The sequence below is a fragment of the Shewanella sp. 10N.286.52.C2 genome, assembly GCF_002874545.1.
Taxonomy (GTDB): domain Bacteria; phylum Pseudomonadota; class Gammaproteobacteria; order Enterobacterales; family Shewanellaceae; genus Shewanella.
The window spans coordinates 96,752-118,846 of record NZ_MCTV01000068.1 but is presented as its reverse complement, the minus strand read 5'-3'; the positions used below and the strand labels follow the sequence as shown (position 1 = coordinate 118,846).

At 41.3% G+C, this 22,095-nt stretch carries 14 protein-coding genes; 8 read left to right on the top strand and 6 right to left on the bottom strand.

What is annotated here, in order from left to right; translation table 11 throughout:
• Nucleotides 1-84 precede the first annotated feature (84 nt).
• The 4 genes from BCU94_RS18300 to glyA all read right to left on the bottom strand — a co-directional run bounded on the left by BCU94_RS18300 (nt 85) and on the right by glyA (nt 3,963).
• On the bottom strand, nt 85-741 hold the full coding sequence (locus BCU94_RS18300) for a riboflavin synthase (RefSeq protein WP_102438052.1): 657 nt from the start codon (nt 739-741) through the stop codon (nt 85-87).
• Nucleotides 742-804: 63 nt separating this feature from the next.
• Complete coding sequence (gene ribD / locus BCU94_RS18295) at nt 805-1,959, bottom strand: bifunctional diaminohydroxyphosphoribosylaminopyrimidine deaminase/5-amino-6-(5-phosphoribosylamino)uracil reductase RibD (protein WP_102477181.1); 1,155 nt, start codon at nt 1,957-1,959, stop codon at nt 805-807.
• A 141-nt stretch (nt 1,960-2,100) separates the two neighbouring features.
• On the bottom strand, nt 2,101-2,550 hold the full coding sequence (nrdR, locus tag BCU94_RS18290) for a transcriptional regulator NrdR (protein ID WP_076543024.1): 450 nt from the start codon (nt 2,548-2,550) through the stop codon (nt 2,101-2,103).
• A gap of 156 nt (nt 2,551-2,706) precedes the next feature.
• Nucleotides 2,707-3,963: a serine hydroxymethyltransferase gene (glyA, locus tag BCU94_RS18285; protein WP_102438048.1), complete on the bottom strand. Its 1,257-nt coding sequence runs from the start codon at nt 3,961-3,963 to the stop codon at nt 2,707-2,709.
• A gap of 562 nt (nt 3,964-4,525) precedes the next feature.
• On the opposite strand from glyA, the gene ettA reads away from it, so the two are divergent.
• The 7 genes from ettA to BCU94_RS18250 all read left to right on the top strand — a co-directional run bounded on the left by ettA (nt 4,526) and on the right by BCU94_RS18250 (nt 17,624).
• Nucleotides 4,526-6,193, top strand: coding sequence for an energy-dependent translational throttle protein EttA (ettA, locus tag BCU94_RS18280; RefSeq protein WP_102477180.1), 1,668 nt, complete (start codon nt 4,526-4,528; stop codon nt 6,191-6,193).
• Nucleotides 6,194-6,735: 542 nt separating this feature from the next.
• Nucleotides 6,736-7,890 (top strand): hypothetical protein, encoded by a 1,155-nt coding sequence (locus tag BCU94_RS18275; RefSeq protein ID WP_102477179.1) that lies wholly within the window; start codon nt 6,736-6,738, stop codon nt 7,888-7,890.
• A gap of 379 nt (nt 7,891-8,269) precedes the next feature.
• Complete coding sequence (locus tag BCU94_RS18270; RefSeq protein ID WP_102438040.1) at nt 8,270-9,394, top strand: efflux RND transporter periplasmic adaptor subunit; 1,125 nt, start codon at nt 8,270-8,272, stop codon at nt 9,392-9,394.
• The gene (locus BCU94_RS18265) at nt 9,394-12,495 is read left to right on the top strand and encodes a multidrug efflux RND transporter permease subunit (protein ID WP_102477178.1); all 3,102 of its coding nucleotides are present in this window, start codon (nt 9,394-9,396) and stop codon (nt 12,493-12,495) included. The genes BCU94_RS18270 and BCU94_RS18265 overlap by 1 nt, the downstream gene beginning before the upstream one ends.
• 27 nt (nt 12,496-12,522) lie before the next feature.
• Nucleotides 12,523-12,996 carry an NYN domain-containing protein gene (locus tag BCU94_RS18260; RefSeq protein WP_102438036.1) on the top strand — a complete coding sequence of 158 codons (474 nt, stop codon included), beginning with the start codon at nt 12,523-12,525 and terminating at the stop codon, nt 12,994-12,996.
• Between the two features lie 231 nt (nt 12,997-13,227).
• Nucleotides 13,228-17,010 (top strand): EAL domain-containing protein, encoded by a 3,783-nt coding sequence (locus BCU94_RS18255; RefSeq protein WP_102477177.1) that lies wholly within the window; start codon nt 13,228-13,230, stop codon nt 17,008-17,010.
• A 179-nt stretch (nt 17,011-17,189) separates the two neighbouring features.
• On the top strand, nt 17,190-17,624 hold the full coding sequence (locus BCU94_RS18250; RefSeq protein ID WP_102438032.1) for a thioesterase family protein: 435 nt from the start codon (nt 17,190-17,192) through the stop codon (nt 17,622-17,624).
• A gap of 15 nt (nt 17,625-17,639) precedes the next feature.
• On the opposite strand, the gene BCU94_RS18245 is transcribed toward BCU94_RS18250, so the two are convergent.
• Both BCU94_RS18245 and BCU94_RS18240 read right to left on the bottom strand, forming a co-directional pair.
• Nucleotides 17,640-19,133 carry a bifunctional diguanylate cyclase/phosphodiesterase gene (locus BCU94_RS18245; protein WP_102477176.1) on the bottom strand — a complete coding sequence of 498 codons (1,494 nt, stop codon included), beginning with the start codon at nt 19,131-19,133 and terminating at the stop codon, nt 17,640-17,642.
• An 82-nt stretch (nt 19,134-19,215) separates the two neighbouring features.
• Nucleotides 19,216-20,058, bottom strand: coding sequence for an HDOD domain-containing protein (locus BCU94_RS18240; protein WP_102438028.1), 843 nt, complete (start codon nt 20,056-20,058; stop codon nt 19,216-19,218).
• A gap of 226 nt (nt 20,059-20,284) precedes the next feature.
• On the opposite strand from BCU94_RS18240, the gene yegQ reads away from it, so the two are divergent.
• Complete coding sequence (yegQ, locus tag BCU94_RS18235) at nt 20,285-21,685, top strand: tRNA 5-hydroxyuridine modification protein YegQ (protein ID WP_102438026.1); 1,401 nt, start codon at nt 20,285-20,287, stop codon at nt 21,683-21,685.
• Nucleotides 21,686-22,095: the final 410 nt, after the last annotated feature.

Sequence of the window (22,095 nt, the reverse complement as noted above, 5' to 3'; positions counted from 1 at the left end):
TGCTAAGACCTTTATATTGTTTTGTCTATATCAGCGATATAGAGTAAATATGCTCCGGTAATAATATTTACCAGTAATAATCAGTTATCGCATAAATCCAGCACTTGCCAACAATTCCATTGTGACACCACTTTCAGTGGCTGGCTTTTGTTCTACTTTCATTAAGCGTTCAAGATAACGTGCAATAAGGTCAACTTCGATGTTGACGCTATGACCCGCTTGTAAAGCTAATAAGGTGGTTTCAGCTGCAGTGTGAGGCACTATGGTTAATCTGAATCTGTGCTGATCAACTTCATTTACCGTTAAGCTAACGCCATCAATGGTGATCGAACCTTTATGAGCAATATAACGAGATAACTCAGCGGGAGCTGCCAGCCAAAACTCAATGGCTTGGCCACGCACAAGGCGCTGCTCCACTGTGGCAATACCATCCACATGACCGCTAACCATATGGCCGCCTAATCGGGTCGTTGGGGTCACCGCTTTTTCAAGGTTTACTTTTTGACCGACGTTATATTTAGCAAATCCGGTTAAGGCAACGGTTTCAGCAGAAATATCTGCAACATAACCATCTGCTAAACATTGCACTACGGTTAAACACACCCCATTAGTGGCAATACTGTCACCCAGTTTTACATCGGTTAAGTCGAGCTTGCCACTGGCTACAGTCAAACGAATATCATCGCCTTTACGCTCAACTTTTCTTAATGTACCTAGTGCTTCAATAATCCCAGTAAACATATTTACTCACTTGTTATCTTTTGGGCCACGCTTAGCATCGACCGATAGACAAAATTGCATTAGTTAATTCGCTGGCGAATTAAGCTTTAAAATCAGTCGTTGGTCTGTACCAATTCTGCGACAATCCGTTAATTGTACATCAGGAATCTGATCCATAGTTTGATAGTCGTCTAATTGCATCAAATTGCGTCCATGACTGCCTAATATTTTCATTGCTTGGTACAAATAAAGTGTATCAGCTAATTTACTTTGAATAACACTACCAGCAACGCTGGCACCAGCCTCGACTAATACTGAGTTACAATGCTGGCCTAAGTGTGTAAATAAAGCATGCAAATCAACTCGTCCATCGTTATTAGCCGCTATTGTGATAAAGCTAACATGGGACTTAAAATCTTGTTTTACTTCTGCTGGATAGTCGACACAAGACACCAGCAAAATCGGCGTTTCAATAGTAAACATTTTATAGTCGGCAGTCAGCCTTGCTTTACTATCAAGCACCACTCTTAAAGGCTGTTGAAGGTCAGACTCAGCAAGGCTGTTTTGTACACCAGCCAATTGCTCGTAGCGCACATTCAAAGAGGGGTCGTCAGCTAACACAGTTTCAACGCCAGTCACTAGCGCGCAATGACGGGCGCGCAGCTTTTGCACATCGGCTCTGGCTTCGGGGCCGGTTATCCACTTTGATACCCCATTCGATAGCGCGGTTTTACCATCCAAACTGGCTGCCAGCTTAATGGTGATTTCAGGTAATCCCGTAGTCATGCGTTTCATAAAGCCGATATTAAGTTGGCTTGCCGCAGCTGTTAGCAAACCCACATCAACTTTAATACCTGCCGCTTCAAGCATGCTAACGCCATTACCCGCCACTTGCGGATTCGCATCCATTTGCGCAATCACCACTCGCTTCACTTTGGCTGCAATTAATGCCTTAGCACATGGCGGGGTTTTGCCATAATGACTGCAGGGTTCAAGGGTGACATAGGCTGTAGCTTGAGGGAGTAGCTGTTGTAATTGACGATTTTCGACATCTTTTAAGGCGTGGATTTCTGCGTGGGGGCCACCCGCTTTAATATGATAGCCTTGACCAATAATCTCGCCATTGGCGACAATCACGCAGCCCACATTAGGATTTGGACGTGTGGTATAACGGCCTTTTTCAGCTAATGAAATAGCAAGGCTCATCATTTCAATATCACATTTTGACCACTGAGACATAAAGACCTTCTAGAAACTAAAAAGCAGTCATTAAAATTCAGAACTGCTAAATAAGGTTAATCATTGGCAAGAATACAAAGTGCCAATACCAACAAATGTAAGACTGCAATTAATTAAAGACGGCAATAAAAATAAGCTAGATTATTTTTGCAGCTTGGCGATGGCTTCACCGAATTGGGAAACATCTTCAAAGGCGCGATAAACTGAAGCAAAACGGATATAGGCAACTTTATCTAGGATCATCAATTGATCCATCATCAAATTACCAATCATGGCCGAATCAATTTCACGCTCACCTGTTGCTCTAAGAGTGGACTTAATCTTACTTAACGCTTGCTCAATTTGATCGATTGAAACTGGGCGTTTTTCAACAGCCCGAAGCATGCCGCCACGCAGCTTATCTTCATCAAATGGTTGGCGAGTGCCATCTTGCTTGATCACCCGCGGCATGACTAATTCGGCGCCTTCAAAAGTGGTGAAGCGTTCATGGCACTCAGTACATTCCCGGCGACGGCGCACTTGATGACCTTCAGCCACGAGTCTTGAATCAATAACTTTCGTATCTGTCGCGCTACAAAATGGGCAATGCATATCCGCTCCTGAAATAAAAAACAAAATGGCCGTAAGCACTGAGTACTTACGACCATTGAAGTTTATCCTATTTACTTTACAAGGTTAACCTTATCGAAAAGATTATCCGCGTTAGTTAAATAGATCATTGTCTATGTTAATCAATCTCGGTTGACATTAACCGTAAACTGGGAACTTAGCGCATAATTCAAGCACTTGGTTTTTAACGCGCTCAATAGTAGCTTCGTTAGTGATGTCATCTAACACATCACACATCCAGTTAGTTAACTCTACCGATTCAGTTTCAGTGAAACCGCGGCGGGTAATAGCAGGAGAGCCAATACGTAAACCAGACGTCACAAACGGTGAACGTGGATCATTTGGTACTGAGTTTTTGTTAACTGTGATATTTGCATGACCTAGCGCAGCATCTGCGTCTTTACCAGTGATATCCTTGTTGATTAAATCAAGTAAGAATAAGTGGTTATCGGTGCCACCAGAAACAACATTGTAGCCACGCTCAATGAAGGTTTTCGCCATCACTTTCGCATTAGCAACCACTTGCTCTTGATAAGTGGTAAATTCAGGGTCTAATGCTTCTTTAAATGCTACCGCTTTGGCTGCAATAACGTGCATTAATGGGCCACCTTGGCCACCTGGGAATACTGCAGAGTTTAGTTTTTTATAGATAGCTTCATCGTTAATGGCAGATAAAATCAAACCACCACGAGGGCCCGCTAGGGTTTTATGGGTAGTGGTTGTCACAACGTGTGCGTGTGGTAGCGGATTCGGATAGATACCTGCAGCCACAAGACCGGCAACGTGCGCCATATCGACAAATAAGTAAGCACCTACTTTATCAGCGATTTCGCGGAATTTGCCCCAATCTATGATCCCAGAGTAAGCAGAAAAACCAGCAATGATCATTTTGGGTTTATGCTCAACGGCTAAACGCTCAACTTCTGCGTAGTCAATTTTACCTGTTACTTCATCAATGCCGTACTGTACCGCATTGTATAACTTGCCTGAAAAGCTAACGTGAGAACCATGAGTTAAGTGACCGCCGTGAGCAAGGCTCATACCTAAAACAGTATCACCGCCTTCTAAAAGCGCCATGAAAACTGCTGAGTTTGCTTGAGAACCAGAGTGAGGCTGAACGTTTGCGTATGTCGCGCCAAATAATTCTTTAGCACGAGAAATAGCTAATTCTTCAGCAATATCCACATGTTCACAACCACCGTAGTAACGCTTACCTGGGTAACCTTCAGCATACTTATTTGTTAGCTGTGAGCCTTGCGCTTCAAGTACACGAGGGCTGGTATAGTTTTCTGATGCGATTAATTCAATGTGCTCTTCTTGGCGACGAGTCTCATCTTCAATTGCTGCAAATAGTTGTGGATCATAATCTGCGATATTCATAGCTTTTTTCAGCATTACTCACTCCAGCTGTTAATTCTTATAGTAGGGTTGCGCGGTATGATACAGCGCAATTGATCACAATCCCAGCATTTGAAACATGAAATTAGTTGCAATTCGTCATGAACTGCACTTGTGTTAGTTGTATTTTCTTGTATGGAGTTGTTCGGCAATTGTATTTCATAGAAAAATCCAAATTAACGCTTAGTTTCATAACCTTGTGACAATTTTAAGAAAACTCTTTTCTAAAAAATGAATCAACAAAAATAACAACGCGAACAGTGAAAATAGTCACGAATATCACTTTTTAACCCGCAAAATGCGGATTCAATGAAATAATCTTGAGTTAGCAACAAATTAATTAGATTGTCACGGCTCAATAAGCACTCCGCTTAATATTTCACAAAATCATCTTTATTAGCTGACAGAAACCCTGCTTAGTGACCACTACAGCAACATAAGTCTCCTTCAAAAAAACCGTAAACAGCTAACGGCAAAAAGATCGGTTTTAAGTTGTTGCTCGATTCGAGTAGAATTAGTGCTATTCCTAGTTCGATCCCCCAGTCAAAGAGATATAAAAATGGCTCAGTTTGTATACAGCATGCTTAGAGTGGGCAAAATTGTTCCACCTAAAAAACAAATCCTTAAAGATATTTCCCTTAGTTTTTTCCCTGGCGCCAAGATTGGTGTACTGGGTTTAAACGGCTCAGGTAAATCAACGCTACTTCGTATCATGGCCGGTTTAGATACCGAAATCGAAGGTGAAGCTCGCCCGATGCAAGATTTAAAAATCGGCTACCTACCGCAAGAACCAAAGTTGGATGAATCGCAAACCGTACGTGAAGCGATCGAAGAAGCAGTCAGTGAAGCTAAAAATGCACTAACCCGTCTTGATGAAGTGTATGCACTTTACGCAGAACCTGATGCTGACTTTGATGCGCTTGCAAAAGAGCAAGGTCAACTTGAAGCCATTATTCAATCTCAAGATGCCCATAACCTTGATATGGTATTAGAGCGCGCCGCTAATGCACTGCGCTTGCCGGATTGGGATGAAAAAATCGCAGTGCTTTCTGGTGGTGAACGTCGCCGTGTGGCCATTTGTCGTTTGTTACTTGAAAAACCTGACATGTTGCTCCTTGATGAACCTACCAACCACTTGGATGCTGAATCAGTAGCTTGGCTTGAGCGCTTCTTACAAGATTACACTGGCACCGTTGTAGCGATTACCCATGATAGATATTTCTTGGATAATGCCGCAGGTTGGATTTTAGAGCTAGACCGCGGTGAAGGTATACCGTGGGAAGGCAACTATTCATCATGGCTTGAGCAAAAAGATGCCCGCCTGCAACAAGAGTCTGCCACTGAAAGCGCCCGCCAAAAAACCATTCAAAAAGAATTAGAATGGGTACGTCAAGGTGCTAAAGGTCGTCAATCTAAAGGCAAAGCCCGTATGGCTCGCTTTGAAGAATTGAACACCAATGACTACCAAAAGCGTAATGAAACAAATGAGTTATTCATCCCGCCGGGGCCTCGTTTAGGCGACAAGGTTATTGAGGTTAATAACCTAACAAAATCTTATGGCGACCGTGTATTAATTGATAACCTCACCTTCGCTGTGCCAAAAGGCGCGATTGTTGGTATCATCGGCGCTAACGGTGCAGGTAAGTCAACCTTATTTAAGATGATTTCAGGTGCAGAGCAACCGGATAGCGGCAGCATTGAAGTCGGCGAATCAGTGCAAATAGCCTCAGTTGAACAGTTCCGCGATTCAATGAATGATAAGAACACAGTTTGGCAAGAGATTTCAGACGGTCAAGATATCATGCGGATCAACAATACTGAGATCCCGAGTCGTGCATACGTAGGCCGCTTTAATTTCCGTGGTGGCGATCAGCAAAAAATCATTGGCACTCTTTCAGGTGGTGAGCGTAACCGGGTTCATTTAGCCAAACTACTGCAAGCTGGCGGCAACGTGTTATTACTCGATGAGCCAACCAATGACTTGGATGTTGAAACGCTGCGAGCACTAGAGGAAGCTTTATTAGAGTTCCCAGGTTGTGCCATGGTTATTTCCCATGACCGTTGGTTCCTAGACAGAATCGCTACCCATATTCTTGATTACCGTGATGAAGGGCAAGTGAACTTCTATGAAGGTAACTACAGTGAATATACCACTTGGCTGAAAGAAAACTTAGGTGCAGAAGCCATTGAGCCGCACCGCTTGAAATACAAACGTATTGCAAAATAACAATCGCGTCACTGCCGATATCTATCAATGGTGATGCAAGTTAATAAATGCTCCTTAATGACTATTTACCCATATTTAAGTAAATAGTCTAAAGGAGCATTTTTATATCTCATGACTAAAAAATTCACTAAACAGGTTAAAGCTGCAGTTTTGTTGATTAATGTCATAAAAATGACACCATTAATTCATATCCAAAAACAATTGAAATATTAACAACTCGCCAAACCATATTGCAGCGACGCCGTTATGTTCATGTTTATCCGCCCCTTGCCAAACTCATCATCCATATGGACTATTTTTACTAATTAACAACAGCTTAAAAATCATTTACAACTTATCCCTTAGTGTATAAAAATGGCCTAGATGAATTAATTTTCGTGAGCTGTGGCGATGTTGTAAAAAATACTCAAAAACAACAATCTATTTGTAAAGACATACCAACTTCAGTAATATAAAATTATTGACGGATTGTTTTACTGTTGACCATTTGTTATGGCGCAATTGCTATACACCAAAAAAATTAAGAAAAAACGGAGAAATCAGTGAGATATAGTCGAATAACATTTATGTTTTTATGCTTTTATGCAAGCAGCTCATTTGGTTTAGAAATTATTACCAGCAGTGAAACTAAAGCACTTGAAGAAATTGAGCAAAAATACAACATTGACAGCTTACTTATTTCTGCCAATGACAAGTTATCGACTCATAAGAAAAAAGAATCTGATTATCATGCTCTCAGTGTTGAAATAAAGAGTAAGAAAACTGAGTATGATCACGTTATCTCAAAACTACCGGCTAAAATTTTATCGCGCTCAAACATTAATGCTTATTACCAAGATATCGAAAAACTGGTGCTTAAAATTGACCAGTTAGAAACCAAATATGATATTGACGGCAAATCACTTCGTAGAGAGTACAAGACTATTATGGCCGAGTACGATGCGATTAATACTAAACGTACCGATAAAGACGAGCAATTAGCTTCGCTAAAAAGTGATATAACCAAACGTCTAATCGCTGATGTATCAAAACCAGATACAGTCCAATCTGTTGATTTAGACGGTTCGACGTTATGTTCTAAATTCCAATCAATAAACGACTGTCTTAAAGATTCTGAAAATTACATTGTCACTAATACCATTAAAACGGATCCATTCTTAAATGATCGTAGCGTGTTGCTTTCATACGATGTTATTGATGCCAGCATGAACATGAGTGGTAATTTAAACTACAAGATCAAGATGGCCTTCAAGCCTTCTTATAACAGTAAAATTGATTCGCTCATTAATGAAAAGCTAGGGTTAAAATCAGCCATGATCACCTTAGTGAGTAATGTCGCTGCTGATTGGTTTATTGATGGGGTAAAAATCGGTACAGGCCGAGAATTATTTCATGAGGTGCCATTAGGGCAACATGGCATTTTGGCATCATACCAGTCTCAAGATAAATCGAGTGTTGAGTTCATTCAAGGAAACGGCGTTTTTAACTATAACTTCAATAATATGTCTCGACAAAATGACCTAGTCAGCTTGCCAAACAAAGACAGTAAAAAACAAGTTATAAAAATGAAGCCTAAACAGGTTAATACCAATAACCAAGCGAACGCCACCTCCAAAAAAAGCTTAACCGATAAAGGTTATGAATACTTTATGGGTATTGAACCCGCTAATAGTGAGCATGAAAAAAACTTCGACTAATAGCCCTATAAGCTGCGAGTAAAAAAAGCCATTTAGGTATTACCTAAGTGGCTTTTTTATTTAAGTGCATTTAGCTTAATGAGCTATTTTAATGAGAAGAATAACTAAGCCGCAGGTTGTTAATATCATAAGCTAGCAAATTGTCACAGTAACAATGTCGAACACCAAAAGTCACCAACAACATAAGCCAAGCTAATGTTATCTATTCATTACAAAATGATCAGCTAATCGCCTACAGTTGCAACGAACTGTTGATGAGCTTGTTATCGGAATGTTCAGTTACACTCTTATCTTCTTTGCTTTACATTCATTTACGCTTATATGGCTAATTATTTATTAATATAGACCGCAATTCAGCAACGAGTCATCGAGTTCTATTATGAAAAAATTACTTCCCCTTATTGTCATTTGCAGCTTAGTTGCTGCCGCAGTCATCTATAGTGATTTTTCACAAGCCAATAAAGCTACGCCGTCTCAAAAAGGCCCAGCCAAAAAATCTATTCCGGTTGTTACAGGGCTTGTAGAGCAACATGAATTATCTCAATCACTGTCTTTGATTGGTAAGCTCGACGCTGAACAATCAGTGTATATCTCTTCGCAAGTGGCTGGGCAAATCGGTCAAATTAATATTCAGTCCAATCAAGATATTCAAGCTGGGCAAATCATTGTTCAATTAGACGACGCCAAAGCCAAAGCGGCAACAGCAGAAGCCGCGGCTTACCTTGCTGATGAAAAAAGAAAGCTCAAAGAGTTCCAAAAATTAGTTAAAAGTAATGCCATTACCCAAACTGAAATCGATGCCCAACAAGCCAGTGTAGATATAGCTCAGGCGCGTTTAGCCGCTGCCCAAGCAGAACTTGATTACCATTCATTAAATGCGCCTTTTTCTGGCACCGCTGGCTTAGTTGATTTCAGTGTAGGTAAAATGATTGCTGTCGGCACCGAGTTACTGGCATTTGACGACCTTTCTAGTATGAGACTCGACCTGCAAGTGCCTGAGCATTATTTATCTATGTTATCCATTGGTATGCCTGTAGCGGCACAAAGTAAAGCCTGGCCTGAACAAGTCTTTAGCGGCGAGATTACCGCCATTGATTCCCGCATTAATCAAGACACCTTAAATTTACGAGTTAGAGTGCAGTTTGATAACTCCAATAGTCAACTCAAGCCGGGAATGATGATGGCGGCGACACTTAACTTTCCTGCGATTGCTGAGCCAGTCATTCCTGTACAGGCTATTGAATACTCAGGTACTAAACGCTTTGTCTATTTGATTGGAAAGAACAACATTGCTAAACGTACTGAAGTCATTCTTGGTGCCCGTATTGATAATGAAGTGTTGATCTCAAATGGCCTTAAAATTGGCGACAATGTGGTGGTTCAGGGACTTGTCAATATGCGTGATGGTGTCAGTGTCGATATTTTACAAACCAACTCAACCACTGAGAAAATCGCTAAAGAAGATGACAGCGCAATGCTAACCACTGAATTGGAGAAAAGTTAATGTGGCTTTCTGACGTTTCGGTAAAACGCCCTGTTGTCGCCATCGTACTGAGCCTGCTTTTAGGGGTATTTGGGCTGGTATCACTGTCTAAGCTTTCAATCAGAGAAATGCCAGATGTAGAAAGCCCTGTGGTAACTGTAATGACCACCTATGATGGCGCCTCGGCAACCATTATGGAAAGCCAGATCACCACCACCATTGAAGATGAATTAACCGGTATCAGTGGTGTTGATGAAATTACCTCAGTAACCCGCAATGGCATGTCGCGCATTACTGTAACCTTCTTATTAGGCTGGAATTTAACCGAAGGGGTAAGTGATGTTCGCGATGCTGTCGCACGCGCTCAAAGACGCTTACCTGATGAAGCTAACGATCCTGTGGTCTCTAAAGACAATGGCTCTGGGGAGCCGGCAATCTATGTCAATTTAAGCTCATCGACGATGGATAGGACCCAGTTAACTGATTACTCCCAACGGGTGCTAGAGGACAGATTTAACTTAATTTCCGGAGTGAGTTCTATTTCAATCACTGGTGGATTATATAAAGTCATGTACGTTCAGTTAAAGCCTGAACTTATGGCCGGGCGTAACGTGTCAGCCAATGATATCGTCTCTGCTTTAAATACTGAAAATGTTGAAACCCCAGGTGGTGAGGTCCGTAATGACACCACTGTTATGACTGTGAGAACGGCCAGACTTTATAATAATCCAGATGATTTTGATTATTTGGTTGTACGCACTGCAGAAGATGGCAGTCCGATTTATCTAAAAGACGTCGCTGATGTATTTATCGGTGCAGAGAATGAAAACTCAACCTTTAAAAGTAATGGTGTTCCTAACCTTAGTTTAGGCATTATTGCCCAATCAGATGCTAACCCTTTAGATGTCGCTAAATTGGTTCATCAAGAGGTTGATAACATTCAACAGTTTCTTCCTGATGGCACAGCCCTCGCGGTAGATTATGACTCTACCGTGTTTATATCTCGTTCTATTGATGAGGTGTATAACACTATTATTATCACTGCTATTTTAGTGATACTGGTGCTATACATTTTTATTGGCCAAGTGAGAGCCACATTGATCCCTGCGGTGACGGTTCCGGTATCATTAATTTCTGCTTTTATTGCGGCCAATAGCTTTGGCTTTTCAATCAACTTGTTAACCTTAATGGCACTGATCCTCGCCATTGGTTTAGTGGTCGATGACGCCATTGTAGTAGTAGAAAATATTTTCCATCACCTCGAAAAAGGTGAGCCACCGATACTTGCCGCGTACAAAGGTGCCCATGAGGTTGGTTTTGCTGTAATGGCAACCACAGCGGTACTGGTCATGGTATTTTTACCTATCTCCTTTATGGAGGGCATGGTGGGGCTGCTATTTACTGAATTCTCAGTCATGTTGGCTGTATCAGTGCTGTTTTCATCACTCATTGCCCTAACCTTAACCCCAGTACTTGGTAGTAAATTACTTAAGGCTAACGTCAAACCTAATCGATTTAATCTGTGGGTTGATGACCTTTTTGAGCGCCTAGAGCAGCAATACCGTAAGCTGGTTTCAAAAGCGGTGAAATACCGCTATATCGCGCCTATTATCATTATTGCTTGTGTGATTGGTAGTGGCTGGTTACTCAACCAAGTACCAGCACAGCTAGCACCACAAGAAGATCGCGGTGTCGTGTTTGCTTTTGTTAAAGGCGCTGAAGGCACCAGCTATAACCGCATGGCGGCCAACATGGATATTGTCGAGCAGCGACTACTGCCCATGTTAGGCGATGGTGTTATTAAGTCATTTAGTATTCAAGCGCCTGCTTTTGGTGGCCGCGCAGGCGACCAGACCGGCTTTGTGATTATCCAATTAGAAGAGTGGCAAGACCGTGATATTAATGCCCAGCAATCTTTAGGCATTATCGCTAAAGCACTTGATGGCATTGCTGACGTTATGGTTCGGCCAATGTTGCCTGGCTTTAGAGGCCAATCCAGTGAGCCGGTACAATTTGTCTTAGGTGGTTCTAATTATCAGGAGCTATTTAAATGGGCACAGGCACTGCAACTTGAAGCGGATCATAGCCCACTTCTAGAAGGCGCTGATCTTGATTATGCAGAAACCACCCCCGAATTACTGGTGAGTGTTGATAGGCAACGCGCTGCAGAGCTGGGCGTCAGTGTCTCAGAAGTAGCCGACACCTTAGAAATTATGCTGGGCGGCAAAAGTGAAACCACCTTCATCGAACGCGGTGAAGAATACGATGTTTACTTACGTGGTGATGAAAATAGTTTTAATAGCGTGGCTGATTTGAGTCAGATATATATGCGCACTAAAACCGGTGAACTTATCACCCTTGATACCATTACCAAGATTGATGAAGTGGCTTCAGCGCAAAAACTAAGCCATTTAAATAAACAAAAATCGATAACCTTAAAGGCGAATTTAGGCGCGGGTTATACACTCGGTGAAGCATTAGATTTTCTGGACCAAAAAGCCATTGAGATGCTCCCCAGTGATATAAATGTGTCCTATACCGGTGAGTCGAAGGATTTTAAAGAAAACCAGAGCAGCGTATTTATCGTATTTGGTTTAGCGCTATTGGTTGCCTATTTAGTTCTGGCGGCGCAGTTCGAGAGTTTCATCAACCCATTAGTGGTGATGTTTACCGTACCAATGGGGATCTTTGGCGGCTTCTTAGGGCTTTATTTAACCGGTCAGGGGTTAAATATTTATAGCCAGATAGGCATGATAATGCTCATTGGTATGGTGACTAAGAATGGTATTTTGATTGTTGAGTTTGCCAACCAGCTGCGAGATAAAGGCCTTGAAATAGAGCAAGCCATTATCGACGCCTCAGCTCGTCGTTTAAGACCGATTTTAATGACTGCTTTTACCACTCTAATCGGCGCAATTCCACTCATTATGTCAACAGGTGCAGGCTCGGAAAGTCGAATAGCTGTGGGTACAGTAGTGTTCTTTGGGATGGCATTTGCTACTCTAGTGACCTTATTAGTTATTCCTGCCATGTATCGACTCATTTCAGGGGCAACGCATTCACCCGGATATGTTGAACAACAACTCAATGATGCTATTGAGGCGCAAAAACAACGACCTTAACTTAATGACTTTAATACAGGTGTAAAAATGGAAAAAGTGGCTATTTTTGTTGATGTACAAAACATTTATTACACCTGTAAGCAAGCTTTTGGGCGCTCATTCAATTACCGCGCTTTATATAAATTACTGAGTCAGCAATATCACATTGAACATGCTATTGCTTATGCCATTGCCCCTGCTGACGACGGTCAGAGAAAGTTTCAAGATGCATTAAAACACATAGGTTTTGAAGTCAAACTCAAACCTTATATTCAGCGCAGTGATGGCAGTGCCAAAGGCGACTGGGATGTAGGAATTACCATAGATATTCTTGATATTGCCGAGCATGTCGATAAGGTAATTTTATTGTCTGGCGATGGTGACTTTGATTTATTGCTTGCCAAAGTGGCACAAAAATATGGCTGTAATACCCAAGTGATCAGCGTTGCGCCTTTAACAGCAAAGTCACTGCTTGATGTCACTGGCAGCCATATCGCGATTAACCATGACTTGCTACTTTAACTGTCACATTTTTCATCACTCTTCGGCTTAGTGTAAACAAATATACACACACATATAAGCTGGCTAGTATGTTTTAAAATACCAATATAAACAACTAACTAGGCTTTCCTATATGGTCACAGTGCTCACTTCCCATATTGTGCTGTTTATCCGCATTACATCACTTCTAAATTTATGTAGAATTACTAGCGAACTTCATTAATAAAAAATAATAATAATTGAGGCTAGTCGATGTTTGGAGCGTTAAAGCAGTTTGTATTGTTAATCACTTGCGCCTGCGTCACTGTTTTTTTTACGCCTCAAAGCTATGGCGAACAATTTCGATTAGAAACCCTGACCATCAGTGACGGTCTACCTTCTTCGAGTATTACTACCCTTTATCAACAAAAAAATGGCTTTATCTGGTTTGGTACCGATGCGGGTGCCAGTCGCTATGATGGGGTTAACTTCACCAATTTCCAATTTTCATTAAATGATAAACACCATATATCAAACAATTACGTCACTAAAATCCACGAGGATACAAATGGTGATATATGGATAGCAACCGAAGATGGTCTAAATCAGTTAACCACAGATAATCAGATTATTATTCATGATATGAAATCATCAAGTAATGGCTTAGGTTCCAGTTGGATAATAGATATATTTGAAGATGATAATAACGATCTATGGTTTGGCACCGGCTCTGGTGTCAGTCACTATAATATAGACACTCAAACCTTTACCCCCTACTTCCTCTATGAAGTTGAAACGGATAAAGCATATGATACCTCTATCGCAGGCTTTTTTTACGATAGTAACCATAACATTTGGGTAACCTCAGACTTTGGCTTGGCCAAGGTAAATCGGCTGAAGCAGAAACTGGAATTAGTCAATTTTAACGATAAGCGCACCCAAGAGATCTTTGACGGAAGCTTATCGACCGTGTTTCAGGCTGAAGATGGCCTTGTGTGGATTGGCACTTATCAAACAGGCTTAATCAAGTTTAACCCTGAAACACTGGCTACTGAGGTATTTCAACATCAAGGGGATAATCCCTCCTCCCAGCAGCTCGCTTCAAATCAAATTTTTTACATTACCGCAGAAGATAACAATACCCTGTGGATTGCGCACGATCATGGTGCCACAAGATTACAACTCGATACCATGACCTTCAGCCATATCAAACATCAAGATTATAATGATAATTCACTTGCTGATGATTACGTTGCAAGCATCTTAATCGATTATTCAAACGGTATTTGGTTCGGCACTGGCAATGGTGTATCGCGCTACTCAAGCTTTAAACAAGGCTCTCGATTATATCGCCCTCACCCTTTTAAACCCGAGTTATCAGGTAATTTCGTTTATTGGTTTGATACCGATAAACAAAATAATATATGGATAGCCACTGATAAAGGTATCGATAAGATTAACGCTGGCACAGAAACAATTACCATAGCGCCAATAACAGATGCTGTGATCAATGAACCCTATAGCACCATTGTTGATGAACAAAACAATTTATGGATAGCGGGTGCCAATGGCTTATCACAGTATAATATTGATAATGATACTTTAAGGCATTTTAGTAATAGCTCTGACAACCCCCATGGATTCCCCAGTAATGAGTTTTACCTCGCCATACCTGACAACAAAGGCAATGTTTGGATAAGCGGTTATTTAGACGTGGGTTTAATACTGTTCAATCCTGATAAAGGCATTTTAAAGCGCTATTTCGAGCACTACGATAATGCATATCGCTCTGGAGGTAACTTTGCCTTTGATAAGAAAATCATTCATAACGGCGAATTATGGATGGCCACAACCAATGCTATTTTCCGAATTAACCCTGAAACTGATGAAGTGAAACACTTGCCTCTAGGCAGTGAGGTTGAAAATATTCGCACCGTCAAAATTTACCAAGATGAAGATAATATTATTTGGGTTGCCACTCAAGGGTTAGGGCTGGCTAAAATTGAGATTGGCGAGAAATGGAGTGATGAATTAAACATCCAGTACTTCACCAAAGAGCATGGGTTTACCAGCAATACCCTCAAGGGCGTGGTGGGTGATGGTAAAGGAAATTTATGGATCACCTCGCAAGCTAAATTTGCGCACATGGATACAAAAACCAATAAAATCACCCAATACCCCAGTGCCATCACTCAAAAAGACAGTTCATTTTCAGATGGTGCAATAGCAATAAGAAACCACGAGTTACTTATTGGCACTAATCATGGTGCCTTTAAAATTGACACCCAGCAGCTAACAAGAAATGACTTTCAGCCTCAAGTGCATATTACTTCGGCACTTGTTGCTAACCAAGAATATATTGGCCCTAATAGTAATAATCAGCTCGCTAAGTTAAGCCTAGATTATCAAAAAAATATGGTCCAGTTTACCTTTGCCTCATTAGACTTCAGTGCCCCCACTAAAAACCAGTATCGCTATATGCTGCAAGGGTTTGATAAAGAGTGGACCTATGTCGGTAACACCAACACTGCCACATATACTAACCTCAGTGCCGGTGAATATAACTTCATCGTACAAGGGAGTAATAGCGACGGCCTATGGAGCCCTCATCAAGCCATATTTGCTTTTAAAATAAACCAAGCTTGGTGGCATTACGCCATTATTAGCTTGCTGATAATATGTGCCTTATTACTGTTTTTATACCTATTAACTCGCCATCAAAAAATTACTGAACTTAGAAAAAGAGCGAACTTTGATGCGTTAACGGGGTTATCGAATCGCTTCCAATTTAATAGCAAACTTGAAGCGTCCATTAGCATTAAAAATACTCACGCAGCCATTGTTTTTATCGACCTTGATTATTTCAAAGAAGTGAATGACACCATGGGCCATGACATTGGTGATGAGCTTATTATTCAGGTCAGTCAGCGTTTAAAAGCCAATATAAAAAGGGATGACTTATTAGCTCGATTAGGTGGCGATGAATTTGCCATTATCATTCGAAATCCTGGTGAGTTGGCTCAATTAGTGACTATTGTTGAACGGATAAGAGCAACCATTAATTGCGGTTACCAGGTACAACAGCATTGGATCAGTACTTCAGCGAGTATTGGGGTCGCCTGTTACCCTGAAGATGGCCAAGATGCTAAGACCTTGCTAAAGCACGCCGACACGGCAATGTATGCCGCCAAGCATGCAGGCCGTAATAGTGCATACTTTTTTAATGAGGCGCTCTCCATCGCCCTGCAAGAAAAAATCACTATCAAACAGCAACTGCAACTGGCATTAGAGAATGGTGAATTTGAGTTATTTTATCAACCGAAAGTCTGTTTAGTCAGCGGTGAGATCAGCTCCTTTGAAGCATTACTGCGTTGGTTTCACCCTAAAGAAGGCATGATCCCGCCTAATCGCTTTATTCCAGAAGCTGAAAGTAACGGTCAAATTATTGAGATCGGCTACTGGGTATTAAGACAAGCCTGCATAACCGGCAATCAATGGCATCAGCAAGGGCTATTAAGTGGCAATATTTCAGTCAATATTTCGCCAGTGCAACTATCACAGCCGGATATTTGCCAGCAAATTGAAGCGATTTTAGTTGAAACAGGTTTTCCTGCCGAGAAACTGGAGCTCGAGATTACCGAATCATTATTAATTGAAAACGTGGAAGTCGCTGAAAAAGTACTTAACCAGCTGCATCAACTGCATATCAGGATTAGTTTAGATGACTTTGGCAAAGGCTATTCTTCATTGAATTACCTGACCCATTTCCCGCTAGATACCTTAAAGATTGATAAAGGCTTTATCGATAACTTTATCGATAACAAAGCGGCTGGTAATGTACTTAAAAACATTATTAATCTCGGTAAGGACTTGAATATGCAAATTGTTGCCGAAGGTATTGAAACCGAGCTGCAATTATTAAAGTTAATTCAGTATCAATGTCATGTAGGCCAAGGTTATATCTTCAGCCCAGCGGTCAACGCGCAAAGCGCTTACCAAATGCTTACTGGGGAAACACAATTACTGCCATTGTCTATGCAGCAAAAGGTCAGCTAAAAATTAAGCATCAGTTTGACTGTGATGCTTAAAGCTACTCACAATGCAATATCGTTGCAGGTCTGAGCAGTATGTAACTTAGGTATATCAACAGCAAGAGTCTGTTTAAAGTGGTTTAAATAGGTGACAATAAGCATCCGTTTTACCTTAATAACCAAATCAGCCTAACTGAGTAGCGAATGAGCACAAAAACAATAGCATATAGCCCAATATTTCACTTTCCGGTGCAAATCTATTATGAAGACACCGACTTTTCTGGGGTTGTGTATCATCCTAACTTTTTAAAGTATTTCGAAAGAGCCAGAGAGCATGTTATTGGGGCCGATGTACTAAATAGCTTATGGCAGCTACAACAATTGGGATTTGCAGTGTATCGCACCGATATGCTTTGTCATGATGGGGTTGAGTTTGCAGATATTGTTGATGTTCGCACTCGATATTATTTTGAAAGTAAATATCGTACTGTGTGGCAACAGGAAATTTGGCGACCTAATGCTAACAAGCCTGCTGTGACAGCGACCATAGAAATGGTTTGTATGAATCAACAACGACAAATGGCGCCGATGCCAGTTGAGCTGATCGCACAGTTACGATCACAATTTGGTCAAGATTAGCTATTTAGCAATAAATTACGTCGCGCTAACCGGATTAATTAACTGAGCTAAACAATGCTCTAACTCACTAGGCCGAAGGGGTTTACTAAAATAATCCCCTTGGATGGTATTGGCGCCAAATCCAATCAAGGTATCAAATACCGCCTTTGTTTCGACCCCTTCAACCGTGACATTAAACCCTAAGCTGCTAGCTAAATCTATGCTGGTTTTGACAATTTTGTTAGCTTGTAAATCACAATTAAAATCGTCCAAAAATGCTTTATCAATCTTTACCTCATCCACTGGAAGATGGCGCAGGTAAGCAAGAGAAGAGTGGCCGGTGCCAAAATCATCAATGGCGATGGAGACGCCGATGTCTCTGAGGGTATTTAGCGTTTCTATGGTGCTGTTCAAATCAATCATCAAGGCGCTTTCAGTAATTTCTATGGTCAAGTTTTGCGCAGGCACTTTATATTGCAGCAACTTACTGCTTATGATGATCGGAAGCTGTTTATTCTCTAAATCTTTGGTGGACAAATTCACTGCCACTTTGATATTTAAACCTTTGTTAATCCACTTAACCTGTTGTTTTAACACTTCATCCAGCGCCCAATGGCTAACTAAATCGATAATGCCAGTATGCTCAGCTAATGGAATAAACTCCGAAGGAGAAATGTCACCAAGACCAGCATGTTTCCAACGAATGAGTGCTTCAACTTGATGACAAGCACCTGAGTTCATGTCCAGCTTTGGTTGATATACCATGTACAATTGATTCTGCTTTAAACCTTTTGGTAAGCTATTGATAATTAATAATTCACGATATTGGGCTTTATCATCATCTTGATTATAAAAAGCAACAGAGCCACTGCTGCGCTTAGCTTTTTTAAGGGCTAAATCCAGCCTTCTTAGCATTAAACTGACATCAGCATGGTGTTTATTTAACTCCAATACACCTAGTTGAACTTTAATACAGATTGGCGTTTGAGCAATTTCAAATGGTCGTTGTAAATGCTGCTTCATATCCTGTAAATCCTGGCTCAATAATGAATTTGGATAAAAAAGCAAAAACTCATTACCATTCATTCGCGATACAAACGCAGGGGGGGTAGTTAAGCCTTTAATCCTCACTGCAAATGCTTGCAATAATTGATCGCCAAAAACAAAGCCAAATAAGTCATTCACAAATCTAAACTGTTGAATATCGACCAAAATCAACATACCTTCGGTCGCTGGCATTTTGGCAAACATTTTGCGTTTAAAGCCCACTCGATTGGACAGTCCTGTTAGTTTGTCACGATCAAGATTAACAGGATTATTTTTGTGTAGTTGATTTAGATTGCGAATAAGGGGTTTAAAAGCCCGAGGGGTATGTTTGAAACTTAACGGTAGTTTATTGCTACTATTGACATCAAGGGTTTGGGTTAACTCATTAATAAAGCGCCCTTGCTGAAAATAGCCACCCAGTACAATACCGAGCAGCAAAACTAAGCCAATAAACACAATGATCATTATTTCAACAGTTAACACAACCGAGTGCCTCTATTATCTTGCTTTATTAGCGTTAGCCTTATTAGCGTTAACTCAATAGCCATCGGGCTTGAATTTATGCTTATTGATAACTCTGTTTTATCGAATGATAAACATCTAAAAACTCATCACTCTCTAAATCTTCAGGGGTAACTGGTAAGCCTCTTGTGGCAAATAATGCTAACCGCTGCTCAAGCTCGGGACCTGCTCTTAACTCACCAGAGTAATAGGCCGCTGAGCGAATAAAGTCTAAATAAGTGACCTGCTCAGAGATGTAATGCAAATCAGCCCAGCGCTCAACCACTTCCATCACTTCAGGGGCAAAGTCCCACGTTTTTAAAATAGCTCGACCTATTGGCCCTTGCATTTTACGTACGAGACCGCGTAATTGTTCAATACTGGTAAAGGTATCAGGCCTTGTTTCAGCTTCTGATAACACAGGTAGCGCGCCAATATTGTGCACTAAGCCAGCCAAGGTCAATGTTTCAGCATCTAACCTTTTACTGGGGTTGCGCTTATTATAAATTGCAAGTAATGCCCCTGCCGCTGCTGTCACTTCAATGGAGGTTTGCCATACTTCATCCATCACCTCCCATACCATTTCATTGGTTGAGATAAAAAGTTGCTCTAACGCCACTGAAGTGACAATGGTTTTAATCTGCACTAAGCCAATTCGATTAACCGCAGCACTGATATTTTCAGCTTTTTTACCACGGCTATACAATGCACTATTTGCCACCTTAATAATGCGCGCCGAAATCGCCGCATCTTGGCCAATAATATCACCCACTTGCTTCAAGCTGCTATTAGGGTTTGATACCACCTCTTGCACTCTCATGGCAACTTCAGGAAGCGTTGGCAGTACCAATGCGTCATCTTTAAGCTTTTTCAGTAAACCCACTAGGAGTTGGTGTTCAGTCGTCATCAATTCAGCCCGTTGTATTATTATTATCGCTTTGTAAGCAATTGTACCAGTTATGTGGCTTATTTGAATAAAGAAAAAGAACGACTATGGGGATTTTATTCCATTAAAGATGATCAAATTTGACTGTAACCGCAATCACAGAGGAAAAATTTGCATTCAGCAGCCATACTTCAGTAAAATGCCGCCCCCGCGCTGTGTGCGAGTTTTCATCAAATTGAGAGTTATTATGTTTAGACCAGAGCTATTGTCTCCAGCTGGAACCCTTAAAAATATGCGCTACGCATTTGCCTACGGTGCAGATGCTGTATATGCCGGTCAGCCTCGTTATAGCCTTCGAGTTCGTAATAATGACTTCAAAATGGAAAACCTCGCCATGGGGATCCAGGAAGCCCATGCGCTCAATAAAAAATTATATGTGGTCAGCAACATTGCGCCCCACAATGCCAAGCTAAAAACCTACATTCGTGATATGGAACCTGTCGTGGCGATGAAACCTGACGCCATAATCATGTCAGATCCAGGCCTTATCATGATGGTACGTGAAGCCTTTCCTGATCAAGTAGTGCATTTATCAGTACAAGCCAATGCCATTAACTGGGCTTCGGTGAAGTTTTGGCAGCAACAAGGTATTAAACGCGTTATTTTATCTCGAGAATTGTCGTTAGATGAAATTGAAGAAATTCGTCAGCAATGCCCTGATATTGAATTAGAAGTATTTGTCCATGGCGCATTATGTATGGCTTACTCAGGCCGTTGCTTACTCTCTGGTTACATCAATAAGCGCGACCCTAACCAAGGCACTTGCACCAATGCTTGTCGTTGGAAGTACGATGTCCATGAAGCAAAGCAAACTGAAACCGGTGACATTATTGCGGTAAACCCACAAGGGCTTGTTGACCAACATGGTGTGCAGTTAGAGACGCCGCCAACATTGGGCGCAGGTCAGCCATCAAGTGAAGTGGTGTTATTGCAAGAACCAGGACGCCCAGGCGAATATATGCCTGCTTATGAAGATGAGCATGGTACTTATATTATGAACTCAAAAGATTTACGTGCCATTCAACACGTTGAGCGTTTAACCAAAATGGGTGTCGACTCATTAAAAATTGAAGGCCGTACTAAATCTTTTTATTACGTAGCGAGAACCGCACAGTTATATCGTCAAGCCATTGAGGATGCTGTGGCAGGTAAAGATTTTGACCGCACGCTAATGCATAACCTTGAAGGCTTGGCGCATCGTGGTTATACCGAAGGCTTCTTACGTCGTCACGTTCATGACGAATACCAGAACTATGATTACGGCTACTCAATCAGTGATACCCAACAATTTGTTGGTGAATTTACCGGTAAACGCAATGATGCCGGCGCAGCTGAAATTGACGTTAAGAACAAGTTCTCTGTCGGTGACAGTGTTGAATTGATGACCCCGCAAGGCAATATCACCTTAACCATTTCAGAATTAGTTAATCGCAAAGGTGAATCAGTAGAAGCCGGGTTAGGTTCAGGGCACTTTGTATTCTTAGCTGTGCCGGCAGAAGTCGAGCTGGATAAAGCAATTTTAATGCGCAATCTGCCTCAAGGGCAAGATAGCCGCAATCCACATCAAGCGATTGAACCCGTTACCTAGACCTGCTACATAAGTCAGTCTAACCAGGGGATGGTTATCCGTTTTCAGCTGTTGCAGTTATTGCCTTTTAGGCCATAACTGTGACTGTTGAGAAAGTGTTTACCCGCCAATGCAATACAAGCCACCACTTTGACTCAATCTCTACCTTTCACTCAATCTCTTCCTTTCACTCAACTTCTATCACCTACTCAACTTCTATCACCTACTCAACTCTATCACCTACCCAACTCTATCACCTACCCAACTCTATCGCCCACTCAAGATCCAGCCTACTACATATAAAAACTCATGACCTATCATTTAGTCAGTTATCACCTATCATTTATTTATTATTGGCCAAGGTTGGTCAAAACTTGAAGGGTTAGATCCTTCAAATGTGAGTTCCTCTAATCTATGCTATTAATTAATAT